Genomic DNA, 14,311 nt, shown 5'->3' with positions numbered 1-14,311 from the left:
GCAGAAAAACTTCTCCTACTGGATGAATTGAAGAGCCCTGAAGCTGCGGCGATGGTTAATGCCGGAAATGCCGCATGCCGGTGAAGACCATGGCAATGCCGGCGGCATCGGCTGCGGCAATGACCTTATCGTCGTTGACCGAACCGCCCGGCTGGATGACAGCAGTGGCGCCGGCGGCAACCAGCGCTTCGAGCCCGTCCGGAAACGGAAAGAAGGCATCCGACGCGGCCACGGAGCCCGCCGTGAGCGCCCCTTCGAGGCCCGCTGCCTCCGCTGCATCCTGAGACTTGCGGTGTGCCACCCGTGTTGAGTCGACACGGCTCATCTGTCCGGCGCCGATCCCAACCGTTGCATCGTCTTTGACGTAGACAATGGCATTGGATTTGACGTGCTTTGCGACCTTTGCGGCGAGCCGCAAATCCCGCATTTCCTGCGCGCTCGGCTGACGTTTGGTGACAATCTTGAGTTCGCAATCATCGACATTGCGATTGTCCCGACTCTGCACCAGCAACCCGCCCGCGACGGAGCGCACCGTGATCCCCTCGCCCTTCGGATCCGCGACGCCACCGGTGAGGAGGAGCCGCAGATTCTTTTTCGCGGCAACAATCGCAATCGCCTCTTCGCTGGCGCCTGGCGCAACGATCACCTCCGTGAAGATCTTGACGATCTCGGTGGCGGCATCTGCGTCGAGTTCACGATTGAGAGCGACGATACCTCCAAAGGCGCTGACCGGGTCGCAGCGAAGGGCGTTGGTGTATGCGGTTTTGATGTCGGCTGCGAGGCCCACGCCACAGGGATTTGCGTGCTTGATGATCGCGACGGCCGCGACATCGGCGGGATCGAACTCGCTGACCAGTTCGAACGCAGCATCCGTATCATTAATGTTGTTGTAGCTGAGTGTCTTGCCCTGAACCTGGCGGGCGCTGGCCACACCCGGACGCGTATCACCGGTTTCGTAGAATGCCGCCCACTGGTGCGGATTCTCGCCATAGCGCATCTCCTGGCGCAGGCGGCCGGCAAAGCTGCGATAGTCCGGCGCGCTCGTCTCTAGTTCGCGCGCGAACCACGTCGCTATTGCCGAGTCATAGGCCGCAGTACGGGCATAGGCCTTTGCGGCCAGCCGCTGGCGAAGCTGATAGGGCACGCCACCCTCGGCATCGATGGCGGACAGGACGGCCTGATAATCCTCAGGATCCGTGACCACCACGACATCGGCATGGTTCTTGGCGGCGGAACGGATCATCGCAGGACCGCCAATATCGATGTTTTCGATAATGGTCGCGTAGTCGGCGCCGCTGGCGACCGTCTTCTCAAAAGGGTAGAGATTGACCGCCACGAGGTCGATCGCGCCGATCTCATGATCAGCAAGCGACCTCTGGTGCTCCTCATTGTCGCGGATCGCCAGAAGCCCGCCATGCACTTTCGGGTGCAGCGTCTTGACGCGGCCGTCCATCATTTCCGGAAAGCCGGTCAGTTCCGAGACTTCTCGCACCGCCAGGCCGGCCTCGGCGAGCAGTCTGTGGGTGCCGCCGGTCGAAACGAGTTCGGCACCATGGTGCGCGAGGCGTTCGGCAAACTCCGCGATTCCGGCCTTATCGAAAACCGACAACAATGCCCGTCTGATACTGACCGTCTTGTCCACCGTCATTCCGCTCGCCTTCCGCTCAAATTGGATGGGCGCTCGCTAGCATGCGGCATCGGGCAAGGCAAACCTACTGTTCGCGCGTCAGCACCCACGCAATTTCACCGTCCGGAACCACCGGCGCCTCGAGGATAATCTGCCGGGTGCGATGAAAGCCGCGCGAGGCAGACTGGCGCAGACTATCGTCCTCGTGAAGCGAGGCCCCTTCCCAAAGCAGCGTCCACGATATCCCGCTTGCAAGGATCAGCCGGACCATCCCGTCGCTGCTGCCACGCCGCACGACAGTTCCTGGTGCAAGATGAAACCGCACCGCCAACTCACCATGGGCGCGCGCCCTGCCGGAGCCGATCATCCGATCCTGCCCGACCAGCGTCGTCCCCTCGTTGATCAGTGTCAGCTTGCGTTCGAGCGTCACACCGAAGCGTTCGGCGTAGGCATCGGTCGCGAGCACTGCGAGGTTTTCGCCGATATCGATGGAAACCGTTGGCTGGTTTCCATCAAGTTGCGGCTGGCCGGCGTAAGGACCGCGCGCCGTGATGGGATAGGCATCTTCCGAATTGATTGTCACGCCCGAATGCGCCAGGCCTTGGCGAAACGCTTCCGGATCGACCGGAACACCTTGCGGCGCGGGCCCGCAATTACCGATGACGAGTTCCGGGCCATGGCTGAATTCGAAAGCAAGGGCACCCGAATGCGCGGTTTCACCAAAGCCGGGGGGTGGCACGCGTCCTGAGTCAGCCACAAGGCTCGCCGGTCCGTCGCGAAGGACGGCATATCCACCAAAGACGCCACTGCCGCGCACACGCGGCGCTGTGCTTGATTGCAGAGCTATCAGCGTGTCATGCGCAAGCTGCCCCGTTCCATTGGCATAGACCGGCTCACCGGTACCGAGAGTCAAGGCGGCGAGGCACCCATGCATGCGCTCAACGATCTCCGCCAGTTCGACGCGCGGATCCGTGCGGTCCCCGGAAAGCGACCGCCTGAGACTTGAAATTTCGACAAGCACCTGCAGCTGCCGGGCCGGGCTTCGGCTGAGATGCATGCCAGTGTCGTCGATCTGCTCACGAAGCACGCCATTCAGCCGCTCGACCCGCCGATCGACCTCCTCGACGCTCTCGTCGCGATCACACCGCGCCGCGCCAACAAGCGCTGCTGCGGCCATCAACTGATCGGTGGGATCGGTCAAGAACGGGCGGCGACGGCGAAGGCTTTGCACCTGGGTCCCAAGCGAGCGTTTGATGGCGGTAGCCTGATCCGGCGTTGCGGTGCTGAGCAGCAGTTCCAGATGCCGCAGCCAGTTGAGAACGCGCTGGCCGGTAATCGCCGCCGACCATGTAAAGGAATCGTATTGGCCCTCATGCCCGATCCAGTCGAGCACCAGGGTTCTGGCAAAGGCGCGCAATGCCGGATCCCGCACATCACGGAAATGCCGCAGCCAACCGAAGGCGTGAAGATCGGCTTCCCACTCTTCGTTCTCGACCTCAACCGCGAACGGCGACAGCCCGTGAGTATCGACAAGGCGAGTGCCCAGTAGATATCGGCCGGCCATCATGTCACGCACTGCTTCCGGATCGCTCGGCCGGAACTCTATGAGATCCGCCACGAACGTATCCTCGGCAAGCCCCGCCCAGGTCCAGCGGACCAGCGGGGTCGTGACGATGCCGTCAAGGATGCGTAGGCCCCGCCCACGCCACCGATGACCGAATTTTCTCAACACTCGCAAACCTTCCGCGCCACGGTATTCCGACCATTAGACGGTCCGGCGTAACGCTTGGTTAAGCATCAGACTGATCGTGGCGGCTGAATCAAGCCCGCACAGGAAACAAAGCCGAGTTAGTCACCGGCTTCTGCGCAGACGCGTGACAAAGAATCCGTCCATCCCACCATCGAAATGTCCGGCAGCAATGCCGGCATGGGTGCGGATCGAACCGTCTTGCATGGCAGCCTCTGGAAGGCCGGGCACTTCGTCGACGAGGATCGGCAGGGCCTCGAGATCGCCGAACATGTCGCCCATCCAGGCGCGCTGGCTTTCGCCCTCCTCCGGCTCCAGCGAACAGGTGCAGTAGATCAGCACCCCGCCCGGCTTCAAGCAGCGAAAGGCATTGGCGATCATCGCGCGCTGCGTTGCAACGCGACGCACAATGCTTCCGGCATCGACGCGCCACAGGACCTCCGGATGCCGGCGGAATGTGCCGGTCGCCGAACACGGTGCATCGAGCAGAACGCCGTCATAGAGCGATTCCGGTGCAAAAGTTGCAGCATCATCCTCGATGATTTCTGCGCTCATCCCCGCTCGCTCGAGATTTTGGCGCAGCCGCACGGCCCGGACCCGATCATTGTCGAGCGCCGTGACCGCATAACCCGCCTTGACGAGCTGCATGGTCTTGCCGCCAGGGGCCGCGCACATGTCGAGCACCCGTGCGCCGGCATCGAGCTTCATCAGTCGAGCCGGAATCGCTGAGGCGACGTCCTGCACCCACCATTGCCCCTCTGCGTAGCCGGGCATGTCGGCCACGGTCCGGTCTCGCGAGACCACGCGCACGCTGTCCGCCATCAACCGGCGCGCTGCGAGCATTTCGACCAATGTCTCGTCATTCTCGCGCAGCGTGAGGTCGAGCGGCGCACCGTCGAGCAGCGCCGCAATGCTGGCATCAACCGCATCCTCGCCGTAACGATCACGCCATCGGCTCAGATAATGCTCCGGCAGCAGCAGATGCTCGGGCAGTTCGGCGTAGCGCGCGGCGTTCGACTGGGCACTGCGCAGCACTGCATTCATCAGCCCGAGAAGGTGCTGTGCCTTGCGGTCTCGCTTGACGCATTCGCCTGCCAGGTGAATCGCGCTATGCGCCCCGAGGTCAGGCAGGAACACCAGTTGCGCAAGCGAGAGCCGCAGCACGGCCTCAAAGCTCCCTGCTCGTTTCGGCAGGCCGCGCTCCATCAGTTCCTCGATCATCAGATTGATCTGGCCGTGCCGGCGCAATGCCGTGGTGACCAGCCGATTGGCCAGCGCCCGGTCGCGGCTGTCGGCCAGAGTATCGGCGGTAATCGGCGTGAACTGATCACCGGCCAGGATCGCCCGCAGCCGTGCTGTCGCTTCAAGGCGTAGCGTCAGCCCCGCCGGTTCATTCTTTTTAGCCAAAACCTGTGTCTATCCCCACGGCCCGCCAGTGTCCCGGGGACCCGATCCATCGCGACTGCTCGGCACGCGCCAGCCCGCACCTGACGGTGCCGGGCGTGCGTGTGCGCTCGGCTGCTGCGGATGACCTGTTTGCAGCGTATCTGCAAGCTTTTTGAGCGCTGCAATGCGATTACCGGTGTCCGGGTGGGTAGAAAACAGATTGTCCATCCGGGCGCCGGAGAGCGGATTGATGATGTACATATGCGCCTGCGCCGGATTGCGTTCGGCTCCGACATTGACCTGCCGGCCGGCAAGCGTCGCAATCTTGTTGAGGGCTGATGCGAGGGCCAGCGGGTCACCGGAGATCTCGGCACCATCACGATCGGCCTCATATTCCCGCGTCCGGCTGATCGCCATCTGGACCATCATCGCCGCGACCGGCGCAAGGAATACCATCAGGATCGCGCCAAACCCGCCGAGCGGATTATCGCGATTATTGCCGCCGCCAAAGAACAGGCCGAACTGCGCCAGCATCGAAATGGCACCGGCAAGGGTCGCGGTGATCGTCATCGTCAGAGTATCGCGGGAGCGAATATGCGCCAACTCGTGAGCGACGACCGCCGCGACTTCGCGGGTATCGAGGTGACGCAATAGCCCCGTCGAGACTGCAACGGCAGCGTTTTGCGGATTGCGCCCGGTGGCGAAAGCGTTCGGCTGATCCGACTGGATGACGTAGACCTTAGGCATCGGCAAACCGGCCCGGTCCGCCAGCACTTCTACCATCTGGTAAAGTTCGGGCACACGCGAACGCTCGACAGGCACCGCATTCTGCATGCGCAGCACCATCTTGTCGGAGTTCCAGTAGGCAAACACATTGGTAGCAACGGCGATGCCAAAGGCAATCATCATCCCGCCCGTGCCGCCAATGAAGTAGCCGACGACCATGAAAAGGGCCGTCATCCCCGCAAGCAGGACCGTGGTACGTAAAGCGTTCAGCATCTGTGCCTCTGGACTGAGCCCGATCGAATGCCAAATATGTTGTACCGCCCAAGGTTCCATGCAAGAGCGCGGGCGCAGCACGAAATCGATAAGAGGCTGGCGAAATGCAGGACGATAGTGATAGCACGCGTGCCACTGCAAACAGTGAAGAGCGCCCCGTTGCGCCACCGCGCAAGCTAAGCCCTGCCGCAGAGCGTGCGCTTGAGGAGGCGGCGGCTCGTCGTGCCGAAATCGATGCGCGGGCCCAGGACCGCGAACCCGAGCGCGGCGGCCGCGGCGGGCTCGAGCCGGGGCGCTACGGCGACTGGGAAATCAAGGGGCTAACCAGCGACTTCTAGCTGGTCTCACCACCGGCAGCCGCGATCGCCGGCAGCACCTCCTCGCGCAAGGACCGCTCTGTAATCGGTCCGACGTGCTTGAAGGTGATGATTCCGTCAGCATTGACGACAAAAGTTTCAGGCACCCCGTAAACGCCCCAGTCGATCGACACCCGGCGGTCCCGATCGGCACCGACCGCGTCATAAGGATTGCCGAGTTCGTCGAGAAATGCAGTCGCATTGTCTGGCGTATCGTTGTGGTTGAGCCCGAACAACATGACGCCGGTCTCGGCCTTTAGCCGTTCCAGTAATGGGTGCTCGGCGCGACAGGGCACGCACCAGCTGGCGAACACATTGACGACACTGACCTGCCCCTCAAGATCCTCACCAGAGAAGCCGGGCACTGCCAGCCCCTCGACCGCAGCAAGCGAAAACGCCGGCGCCGGCTTGTCGATCAGCACGGATCGCACCAGCCCTGGATCGCGGTCGAGCGACAAGGCGAAGACCCCGACAAGGGCCGACAAAACGACAAGAGGCAGCAGAACAAGCAGTAGCCTCATTGCGCCCGCTTTCGCCCGCTCGCCTCTTCGAGCAGACTTAGCCGACGCGAAACGCTCCGCGCTTCGAATGTCCTGTAGCCGATCAGCGCGGCGACAACGGTTGCGACGCCGAGATAGGCGGCAATGATAAAGACCGCATGTGGGCCGAGATCGAACGCCATCACGCCCCTCGTTGCGCCAGCCGGCGCTCGAGGCTCGCGATCCGGCGACGACGCACCTCGGTGCGCATGCCGACGAGATGCAGCACGATAAACAGGAGCGTGAAGGCTCCGAACATGATCAGAAGCGGTGTCAGGATTGAGCCCGGCATCGTTGGTCCGTCGGCCCTGAGTACGCTTGCAGGCTGATGCAGCGTTGCCCACCAGTCGACCGAGAATTTGACGATCGGGATGTTGATCGCGCCGACCAGTGTGAGGATCGCCACCATCCGTGCGCCCCGCAGCGGATCTTCGAACGCCCGCCACAGGGCGATGATGCCCAGGTAGATCAGCAGCAGCACTAGGGTAGATGTCATCCGCCCGTCCCACTCCCAGAAAGTGCCCCAGGTCGGCCGGCCCCACAGCGAGCCGGTATAAAGCGCCAATGCCGTGAACGTCGCACCGAGGGGCGCCGCAGCCTTCATCGAAACATCGGCCATCGGGTGCCGCCAGACGAGCGTCCCGATCGCGGATACTGCCATCACCGCATAAACGAACTGGCTCAGCCAGGCAGTCGGCACGTGGATGTACATGATCCGCACCGTATCGCCCATCTGGTAGTCTTCGGGCGAATTGACGAGCGCAAACCAAAGCCCGACGAGAAACACCGCGGCCGTTACCACCACCAGCGGCACAACCAGCGGCCGGCTCCAGATCAGGAACTGGCCCGGATTGGAAAGGCGCGTCCAGAAGCCGGGCCTGTCTTGGCTGTGTGACATCGTCATCGGCGCGATTTTCGTGCGGCTGAAGGCCGGCGCACCATTGCAGCGGGCCTGCCGGTTTCTAATCTTCGCCCGCCCGCACTGCAAGGGCCGCAGCAAACGGGGCGATAGCCACCAGCATGAGGCTGATCGCCGCAAGCAGTAGCCGGGCGGACCCGGTGAGGTCAGGTCCTATGCCGCTGGCAATGGCGCCGACGCCGAAGATCAGTATCGGTATCGCGAACGGCAGCACCAGAACCGGCGCCACCAGCCCGCCGCGCCTGAGGCTGACGGTTATCCCGGCCCCAATGGCACCGAGAGCGGCCAGCCCGGGGGTTCCCAGAATCAGGGATATCACGGTGCGCCATAACGCGCCGGGATCCATCGCCAGCAGCACCGCCAGCACCGGCGTTGCAAGGATCAGCGGGAACGCCGTCAGCAGCCAGTGAACGATCAATTTTGCGAGAACCACCAGTTCCATCGGCAAAGTCCCGTGCCGCAGCAGCATCAGCGTGCCGTCCTCGAAATCGTCCCTGAATACCCTGTCGATCCCGATAAGGCTCGCGAGAAACGCCGCGATCCAGACGATCGCCGGGGCAAGCTGCGCCAGCAATACGCGATCCGGGCCGATGGCGAAGGGCACGACGATGCCAATCATCACGAAGAACAGAACGAGCGTCAGTGCATCGCTGCCCGCACGCAGCGCCAGCCGGATGTCACGCACGATGATCGCAGCAAAGGCCCGCCTCATCCGTCGAGCCTGATCTCTGACGAGGTGCCGACGAACGCGAGCGGCAGGTGGGTCGCGGCTATGATCAGCCCACCGGCGGCGAGATGCTCGGCCATCAGTTCTCCGACCAGCCGGTCACCATCGGGGTCAAGCGCGGCCGTCGGCTCATCAAGCAGCCATACCGGACGCGGGGCGACCAGTAGCCGCGCAAGGCTCAGCCGTCGCGTCTGACCGGCGGATAGATAACCTGCATCGAGGCTGCCGAGACCACCGAGGCCGACGCGCTCCAGCGCCTCGACGCAGTCTTTCGTGCCGCCGTTGGCATCACGCCAGAAGTTAAGCGTCTCGAGAACGGCGAGCCGCGCACGCACCGCCGCACGATGCCCGAACAGGTGAATGAAGGGCGGACCTTCAGGATCCTGTCCGGACCATACGATCTGCCCTGCCAGCGGTCTTATGGCCCCATAGAGCATCAGCAAGAGCGTTGTCTTGCCCGCGCCATTGGCGCCGCGAAGCAGCAAGGCGGTGCCGGCCTCCGCCTTAAGATCGAGGTTCGCAAACAAGATGCGTTCGCCGCGGGCACCGCTCAGGCCCGTCGCGCAAAGGCTCAAGCGTCTCAAGTCTTGCCGCAGCGTCATGACCCCATCTCGTATTGGAGCCAAGTCCGCACTGGCAAGCCCATTCGTCTTTCTCTATAAGCGCGATAGATTGGAGTCATTCCAGCGTGGCTGTCGGAACACCGCGGAAAACGGGGATTTCGGGAGCCTGGGGACCAGCAGCAAATCAACCCAAGGGCGGAACCGTGACCGACACTTCCAACGACAGCTTCAAGGCCAAATCCACGCTCACGGTGGGTGACGAGACCTACACCTACTATTCAATTCCCGAGGCCGAAAAGAACGGCCTGAAGGGTGTATCGAAGCTCCCGCACGCCATGAAGGTGGTGCTCGAGAACCTGTTGCGGTTCGAAGACGGGCGCACGGTCACCAAGGCCGATATTGAGGCCGTTGCCGCCTGGTTGACCGAGCGCAAGTCGGACCATGAGATTTCCTACCGCCCGGCGCGCGTTCTGATGCAGGACTTCACCGGCGTGCCTGCCGTCGTCGATCTCGCAGCGATGCGTGATGCGACCAAGAAGCTCGGCGCCGCAGCGGAAAAGATCAATCCGCTGGTGCCGGTTGACCTCGTGATCGACCACTCCGTGATGGTCGACAGCTTCGGCACCCCAATGGCGTTCGAGCAGAACGTCGAGCGCGAATACGAGCGCAACGGCGAGCGTTACGAGTTCCTGCGCTGGGGCCAGTCGGCGTTTGACAATTTCCGCGTTGTTCCTCCCGGCACGGGCATCTGCCACCAGGTGAACCTCGAATATCTGGCCCAGACGGTCTGGACCAAGCAAGAGAACGGCGAGACTGTCGCCTATCCCGACACGCTGGTCGGCACTGACAGCCACACCACCATGGTCAATGGCCTTTCGGTTCTTGGCTGGGGCGTCGGCGGCATCGAGGCTGAAGCCGCAATGCTCGGCCAGCCCATCACCATGCTGATCCCGCAGGTCGTCGGCTTCAAGCTCACGGGCCGCATCAACGAGGGCGTCACCGCGACGGACCTCGTGCTTACTGTCACCGAGATGCTGCGCAAGAAGGGCGTGGTCGGCAAGTTCGTCGAATTCTACGGCCCCGGCCTCGATGATCTCAGCCTCGAGGACCAGGCAACGATTGCCAACATGGCCCCGGAATATGGTGCCACCTGCGGCTTCTTCCCGATCGACGAAGACACCCTCACCTACCTCAAGACCTCCGGCCGCACGCCTGAGCGCGTTGCGTTGGTCGAGGCCTACGCCAAGGCACAGGGCATGTTCCGCGAGACCGGCTCGGAAGACCCGGTGTTCACCGATACGCTCGAACTCGATCTGACGACTGTCGTACCCTCGATCTCCGGCCCGAAGCGCCCGCAGGACCGCATTGTTCTCACCGAAGCCAAATCCAGCTTCGCCAAGGCTTTGGGTGAAGAGTTCTCGAAATCCGACGATCCGGAAATTGCAGTCGAGGGCGAAGACTATTCGCTCACCCACGGCGACGTGGTGATCGCAGCTATCACCTCGTGCACCAATACCTCGAACCCCTCGGTTCTGGTTGCGGCGGGCCTTGTTGCCCGCAAGGCCCGCGAACTCGGGCTCGACAGCAAGCCATGGGTGAAGACCTCGCTGGCGCCCGGCTCGAAGGTCGTGACCGACTACCTGACGGCTTCGGGCCTGCAGGAAGACCTCGACGCCATCGGCTTCAACCTTGTCGGCTATGGCTGCACCACCTGTATCGGTAACTCGGGTCCGCTTCCGCCGGCGATCTCAAAGGCTGTGCAGGAAGGCGATCTTGTTGCCGCTTCGGTGCTCTCGGGTAACCGCAACTTCGAAGGTCGCGTCAATCCAGACGTAAAGGCAAACTTCCTCGCTTCGCCGCCGCTGGTCGTAGCCTACGCTCTGGCAGGCTCGATGAAGATCGACATCACCACCGAGCCGCTCGGCACTGGCAAGGATGGTCAGCCGATCTATCTCAAGGATGTCTGGCCGACCAACCACGAAGTTGCCGATATCGTTCGCCAGTTCGTGACGCCTGAAATGTTCAAGGTGCGCTACTCCGACGTCTTCAAAGGCGACGAGCATTGGCAGGGTATCGAAGTCGAAGGCGGGGAAACCTATCAGTGGGATTCGACATCGACTTATGTGCAGAACCCGCCATACTTCGAAGAGCTGGAAATGACTCCGAAGCCGGTGACCGACGTCAAGGATGCCCGCATCCTCGGCCTTTTCCTTGATTCGATCACCACCGACCACATCTCGCCTGCCGGCTCGTTCAAGTCGGAAACGCCGGCCGGCAAATACCTCACCAGCCATCAGGTGGCGCCGAAGGACTTCAACTCCTACGGTGCACGGCGCGGCAATCACGAGGTGATGATGCGCGGCACCTTCGCCAATATCCGCATCAAGAACCAGATGGTGCCGGGCGTCGAAGGCGGGTTCACCAAGGGCCCCGATGGCGAGCAGATGCCGATCTATGATGCAGCAATGGCCTACCAGAAAAGCGATACCCCGCTGGTGATCTTTGCCGGCAAGGAATACGGAACCGGCTCCTCGCGCGACTGGGCAGCCAAAGGCACCAATTTGCTCGGCGTGCGCGCCGTCATCGCCCAGAGCTTCGAGCGCATTCACCGCTCGAACCTCGTCGGCATGGGCGTGCTGCCGCTGCAGTTCAACGAAGGCGACAGCTGGCAGAGCCTAGGTCTCGACGGCACCGAGACGGTCTCGATCGAAGGCATTGAAAGCATCGCGCCTCGCGCAACCGTGGTGCTGAAGATCACCAGCGCCGACGGCAGCTCACGTGAGGTCGAGACCCTTTGCCGGATCGATACCGCCAATGAGCTGGATTACTACCTGCACGGCGGCATCCTGCCTTATGTTCTGCGCAGCCTTGTCGCTGCCTGATCACGCTTGGCGTGACATCTGATTTTGAGGCCGTCCCCCGGGGCGGCCTCGATTTTTTTGCAACGCCTCGAGATTTGCCTTTGCTCTCACCCTGAAGTGACTGGCGTGGCCCAATCGTGCTGCTAGAACCGCTTTATGACAGTCGCACGCTCCCTGCTGCTCGGCCTCGGCCTATGGTCTCTGCTCTGCGCCCCATCAGTGGCGATGCAGGTGCGTGAAACCCCGCGCGCCGTTGTCGAACTCTTCACCAGCCAGGGCTGCGCCTCCTGCCCGCCGGCGGACAAATTACTGACCGAGCTTGCAGCGCACGAGGATATCGTCGCCTTAGCCTTCCACGTCGATTATTGGGATTATATCGGCTGGCCCGACACGTTTGGGACCGAGGCCAATTCCGATCGCCAGCGCGACTACGCTGCAGGGCGCGGCTCGTCTCGGATCTATACGCCGCAGATTGTCGTCAACGGAACGACGGATGTCGTCGGTTCGCGCGCGGGCGAGGTCCACTCTGCGCTTGAAGCTGCGCGCCTCGAACTGCCGGTGCACCTGAGCCTTGAAAACGATATGCTGGCGATCTCCATTCCCGGCCAGGCCGGGCTCGAGAAGGCGATGATCTGGCTCGTTACCTATATCGATCAGGCGAAGGTTGCGATCGAGCGGGGGGAAAATGCCGGCAAGTCGATGCTTTATAGCCAGATCGTCACCGGCGTTCATCCCATGGGCACATGGGAGCCGGGGGCCGGCGCAATGATCCGCATGCCGATTGGGGAAATGCTAGCCGGCGATACGAACGGGCTGGCCGTTCTCGTGCAGCAGGATCACGAAGGCATGCCGGGACGCATCCTAGGCGCAGGACTCTTTCACCCCTGACAGCCTCGAAAGAAAAACTCCCGTCTCTGGGGGAGAGACGGGAGCATTGACTGACTAGGTCAACTCTAGGGGCGGCTGGCACCCAAGCCTGGTTTGGGGGCTCGGTCGGCTTGAATGCCAGCCACTGGAGGCAATACTCAGATGCTGCCGCTGCAATCTGGCGTGATAAGGGACAGAATCTGGCGGAAATAGGGTTTTCCGCGTCCCTGTGCAGCGCTTTGCCCTCGCTGCTCATTGGGCTTGCATCGACATCCAATTGTCGCAATCATGATCGGGCGAGACTTAAAGGGAGGCATACGTTTGGCGGATCGGCGGGCAGCGACAACCGGACCATCTGGACTGGCTCTGGTTCACTCGAGTGATCGTCCACCGGCGAACACCTCCAAAGCACCGCAGATTGTCAGCTTCAATCGTACCGAACTGATGCAGATCCTAGCGGTTTACGGGCGCAACGTGGCCTCGGGCGATTGGCGTGACTATGCCATGGATTTCCTCAAGGACCGGGCTCTGTTCTCGATTTACGCGCGCGTCTCAGAGCGCCCGCTCTTCGTGGTTGAAAAGAACCCGCGGCTGCGCAACAGGCAGGGTCAGTACATGGTGTTTAACCAGCAGGGCCGTATTCTCAAGCGTGGACATGATCTGACCCAGGTTCTGCGCGCGCTGGAACCAAAGGTCGCCTTGGTCGACTAGCAGCATATGACACAGGTGCGCGTGCGGAACGCCGTCTTCGATGATTGTGCGGCGCTCGCGGATATGCGCCTGCGCTCGATTGCCCGGCTCTGCTCCCCCGATCATTCAGGCAATGCCGCCGCCATAGAGGCCTGGGCAGGCGACAGCGGACCTTCAAAGTTCGTCGAAATGCTCGATCACCCGGAGGTCACCCTGCTGATAGCGGAGATAGAGGGCAAAAGGGCCGGTCTCGGCTCGTCTCTTCGCGACACAGTCACTCTGAATTATGTCGATCCCGACTTTCGCTTCATGGGCGTGAGCAAGGCGATCATGTCGGCGCTAGAGGCGGATATGGTTGCACATGGGGTTTCCAAGGCGCGCCTGTTCAGCACGCGTACGGCGTTGCCGTTCTATCTCTCGATCGGATGGACGATCACCGGTGAAGGAACCCCGAAGCAAGGCACACCCATGAGCAAGCAGTTGGCTCCGCCCGCCTAAAGGGCGCGCTGCATGTGAACGATATCGTGCCAGCTGTCGAACTTGTACCCGAGCTTTTCGTGTCGCCCGATATGATGAAACCCGAAGCGTTCATGCAGCGCGATCGAGCCGGATGAACCGGCGGTTATCACGGCGATCATCTGTTTGAAGCCTGCAGTGCGCGACTGTTCGATCAGCGCATCGAGAAGCAGCGTGCCATGGCCCTGACCAACGGCCTCTGGATGAATATAAATCGAATCCTCGCAGGTGAAGCGGTAGGCCGGGCGCGGGCGATAGGTCGAGGCATAGGCATATCCGCGCAGCGCGCCATCGACCTCGAGAACGATGACCGGATGCCCCGCCTCGACCATGGCACCAAACTTGTCCGCCATGGCCCGCTCGCCCGGAGGCTCGAGGTCGAAGGTCGCGACGGATGTTTCGACGTAATGACGATAAAGCGTCGTGATCGCGGGCACGTGTTCCCAGGAGAACGCATTGAGGACAACTCGAGACGCCACGCCGAAACTCCATGCAAAAAGGCCGCGGTCTTTTT

At 62.1% G+C, this 14,311-nt stretch carries 15 protein-coding genes; 5 read left to right on the top strand and 10 right to left on the bottom strand.

Going from position 1 to position 14,311, the window contains the following annotated elements; all coding sequences use genetic code 11:
- Positions 1–55: 55 nt before the first annotated feature.
- The 4 genes from purH to htpX all read right to left on the bottom strand — a co-directional run bounded on the left by purH (position 56) and on the right by htpX (position 5,756).
- Entirely contained in the window at positions 56–1,648 is a 1,593-nt protein-coding gene (gene purH / locus IE127_RS09970) for a bifunctional phosphoribosylaminoimidazolecarboxamide formyltransferase/IMP cyclohydrolase (protein WP_189425528.1), read from the bottom strand.
- A 64-nt stretch (positions 1,649–1,712) separates the two neighbouring features.
- Positions 1,713–3,359: a heparinase II/III family protein gene (locus tag IE127_RS09965; protein ID WP_189425527.1), complete on the bottom strand. Its 1,647-nt coding sequence runs from the start codon at positions 3,357–3,359 to the stop codon at positions 1,713–1,715.
- 120 nt (positions 3,360–3,479) lie between these two features.
- The gene (locus IE127_RS09960) at positions 3,480–4,781 is read right to left on the bottom strand and encodes an RsmB/NOP family class I SAM-dependent RNA methyltransferase (protein ID WP_189425526.1); all 1,302 of its coding nucleotides are present in this window, start codon (positions 4,779–4,781) and stop codon (positions 3,480–3,482) included.
- Positions 4,782–4,790: 9 nt separating this feature from the next.
- Positions 4,791–5,756, bottom strand: coding sequence for a zinc metalloprotease HtpX (gene htpX / locus IE127_RS09955; protein ID WP_189426086.1), 966 nt, complete (start codon positions 5,754–5,756; stop codon positions 4,791–4,793).
- Between the two features lie 107 nt (positions 5,757–5,863).
- On the opposite strand from htpX, the gene IE127_RS09950 reads away from it, so the two are divergent.
- Positions 5,864–6,097, top strand: coding sequence for a DUF1674 domain-containing protein (locus IE127_RS09950; protein WP_189425525.1), 234 nt, complete (start codon positions 5,864–5,866; stop codon positions 6,095–6,097).
- On the opposite strand, the gene IE127_RS09945 is transcribed toward IE127_RS09950, so the two are convergent.
- The 5 genes from IE127_RS09945 to ccmA form a co-directional block, all read right to left on the bottom strand.
- A complete protein-coding gene (locus IE127_RS09945) occupies positions 6,094–6,636 on the bottom strand; it encodes a DsbE family thiol:disulfide interchange protein (protein ID WP_189425524.1) in 543 nt (180 codons plus the stop codon). The genes IE127_RS09950 and IE127_RS09945 overlap by 4 nt on opposite strands.
- On the bottom strand, positions 6,633–6,797 hold the full coding sequence (ccmD, locus tag IE127_RS09940) for a heme exporter protein CcmD (protein ID WP_189425523.1): 165 nt from the start codon (positions 6,795–6,797) through the stop codon (positions 6,633–6,635). The genes IE127_RS09945 and ccmD overlap by 4 nt, the downstream gene beginning before the upstream one ends.
- Positions 6,797–7,552, bottom strand: a complete 756-nt coding sequence (locus IE127_RS09935) for a heme ABC transporter permease (RefSeq protein ID WP_189426085.1) — start codon at positions 7,550–7,552, stop codon at positions 6,797–6,799. Before IE127_RS09935 ends, ccmD begins: the two co-directional genes overlap by 1 nt.
- A 64-nt stretch (positions 7,553–7,616) precedes the next feature.
- Positions 7,617–8,285 (bottom strand): heme exporter protein CcmB, encoded by a 669-nt coding sequence (gene ccmB / locus IE127_RS09930; protein ID WP_189425522.1) that lies wholly within the window; start codon positions 8,283–8,285, stop codon positions 7,617–7,619.
- Positions 8,282–8,875 carry a heme ABC exporter ATP-binding protein CcmA gene (ccmA, locus tag IE127_RS09925; protein ID WP_373297320.1) on the bottom strand — a complete coding sequence of 198 codons (594 nt, stop codon included), beginning with the start codon at positions 8,873–8,875 and terminating at the stop codon, positions 8,282–8,284. Before ccmA ends, ccmB begins: the two co-directional genes overlap by 4 nt.
- Positions 8,876–9,066: 191 nt before the next feature.
- Here ccmA and acnA point away from each other — a divergent pair, with 191 nt between their 5' ends.
- From acnA to IE127_RS09905, 4 genes are all read left to right on the top strand, one after another.
- A complete protein-coding gene (acnA, locus tag IE127_RS09920; protein WP_189425520.1) occupies positions 9,067–11,745 on the top strand; it encodes an aconitate hydratase AcnA in 2,679 nt (892 codons plus the stop codon).
- A 135-nt stretch (positions 11,746–11,880) separates the two neighbouring features.
- On the top strand, positions 11,881–12,612 hold the full coding sequence (locus tag IE127_RS09915; protein WP_189425519.1) for a DUF1223 domain-containing protein: 732 nt from the start codon (positions 11,881–11,883) through the stop codon (positions 12,610–12,612).
- A gap of 300 nt (positions 12,613–12,912) precedes the next feature.
- Positions 12,913–13,302: a DUF2794 domain-containing protein gene (locus IE127_RS09910; RefSeq protein ID WP_244640091.1), complete on the top strand. Its 390-nt coding sequence runs from the start codon at positions 12,913–12,915 to the stop codon at positions 13,300–13,302.
- Positions 13,303–13,308: 6 nt separating this feature from the next.
- A complete protein-coding gene (locus IE127_RS09905; RefSeq protein WP_189425517.1) occupies positions 13,309–13,779 on the top strand; it encodes a GNAT family N-acetyltransferase in 471 nt (156 codons plus the stop codon).
- On the opposite strand, the gene IE127_RS09900 is transcribed toward IE127_RS09905, so the two are convergent.
- Positions 13,776–14,276, bottom strand: coding sequence for a GNAT family N-acetyltransferase (locus IE127_RS09900; RefSeq protein ID WP_189425516.1), 501 nt, complete (start codon positions 14,274–14,276; stop codon positions 13,776–13,778). The genes IE127_RS09905 and IE127_RS09900 overlap by 4 nt on opposite strands.
- Positions 14,277–14,311 lie beyond the last annotated feature (35 nt).

Source organism: Devosia pacifica (assembly GCF_014652635.1).
Classification (GTDB): Bacteria; Pseudomonadota; Alphaproteobacteria; order Rhizobiales; family Devosiaceae; genus Devosia; species Devosia pacifica.
The sequence above is the reverse complement of the archived record's forward strand: the minus strand, read 5'-3'. Positions and strand labels throughout refer to the sequence as shown.

Bases quoted from the DNA above. Each gene is read 5' to 3' on its own strand.
- purH (WP_189425528.1), bottom strand. From the start codon at position 1,648: ATGACGGTGGACAAGACGGTCAGTATCAGACGGGCATTGTTGTCGGTT.
- IE127_RS09950 (WP_189425525.1), top strand. From the start codon at position 5,864: ATGCAGGACGATAGTGATAGCACGCGTGCCACTGCAAACAGTGAAGAG.
- IE127_RS09945 (WP_189425524.1), bottom strand. From the start codon at position 6,636: ATGAGGCTACTGCTTGTTCTGCTGCCTCTTGTCGTTTTGTCGGCCCTT.
- ccmD (WP_189425523.1), bottom strand. From the start codon at position 6,797: ATGGCGTTCGATCTCGGCCCACATGCGGTCTTTATCATTGCCGCCTAT.
- IE127_RS09935 (WP_189426085.1), bottom strand. From the start codon at position 7,552: ATGTCACACAGCCAAGACAGGCCCGGCTTCTGGACGCGCCTTTCCAAT.
- ccmB (WP_189425522.1), bottom strand. From the start codon at position 8,285: ATGAGGCGGGCCTTTGCTGCGATCATCGTGCGTGACATCCGGCTGGCG.
- IE127_RS09915 (WP_189425519.1), top strand. From the start codon at position 11,881: ATGACAGTCGCACGCTCCCTGCTGCTCGGCCTCGGCCTATGGTCTCTG.
- IE127_RS09905 (WP_189425517.1), top strand. From the start codon at position 13,309: ATGACACAGGTGCGCGTGCGGAACGCCGTCTTCGATGATTGTGCGGCG.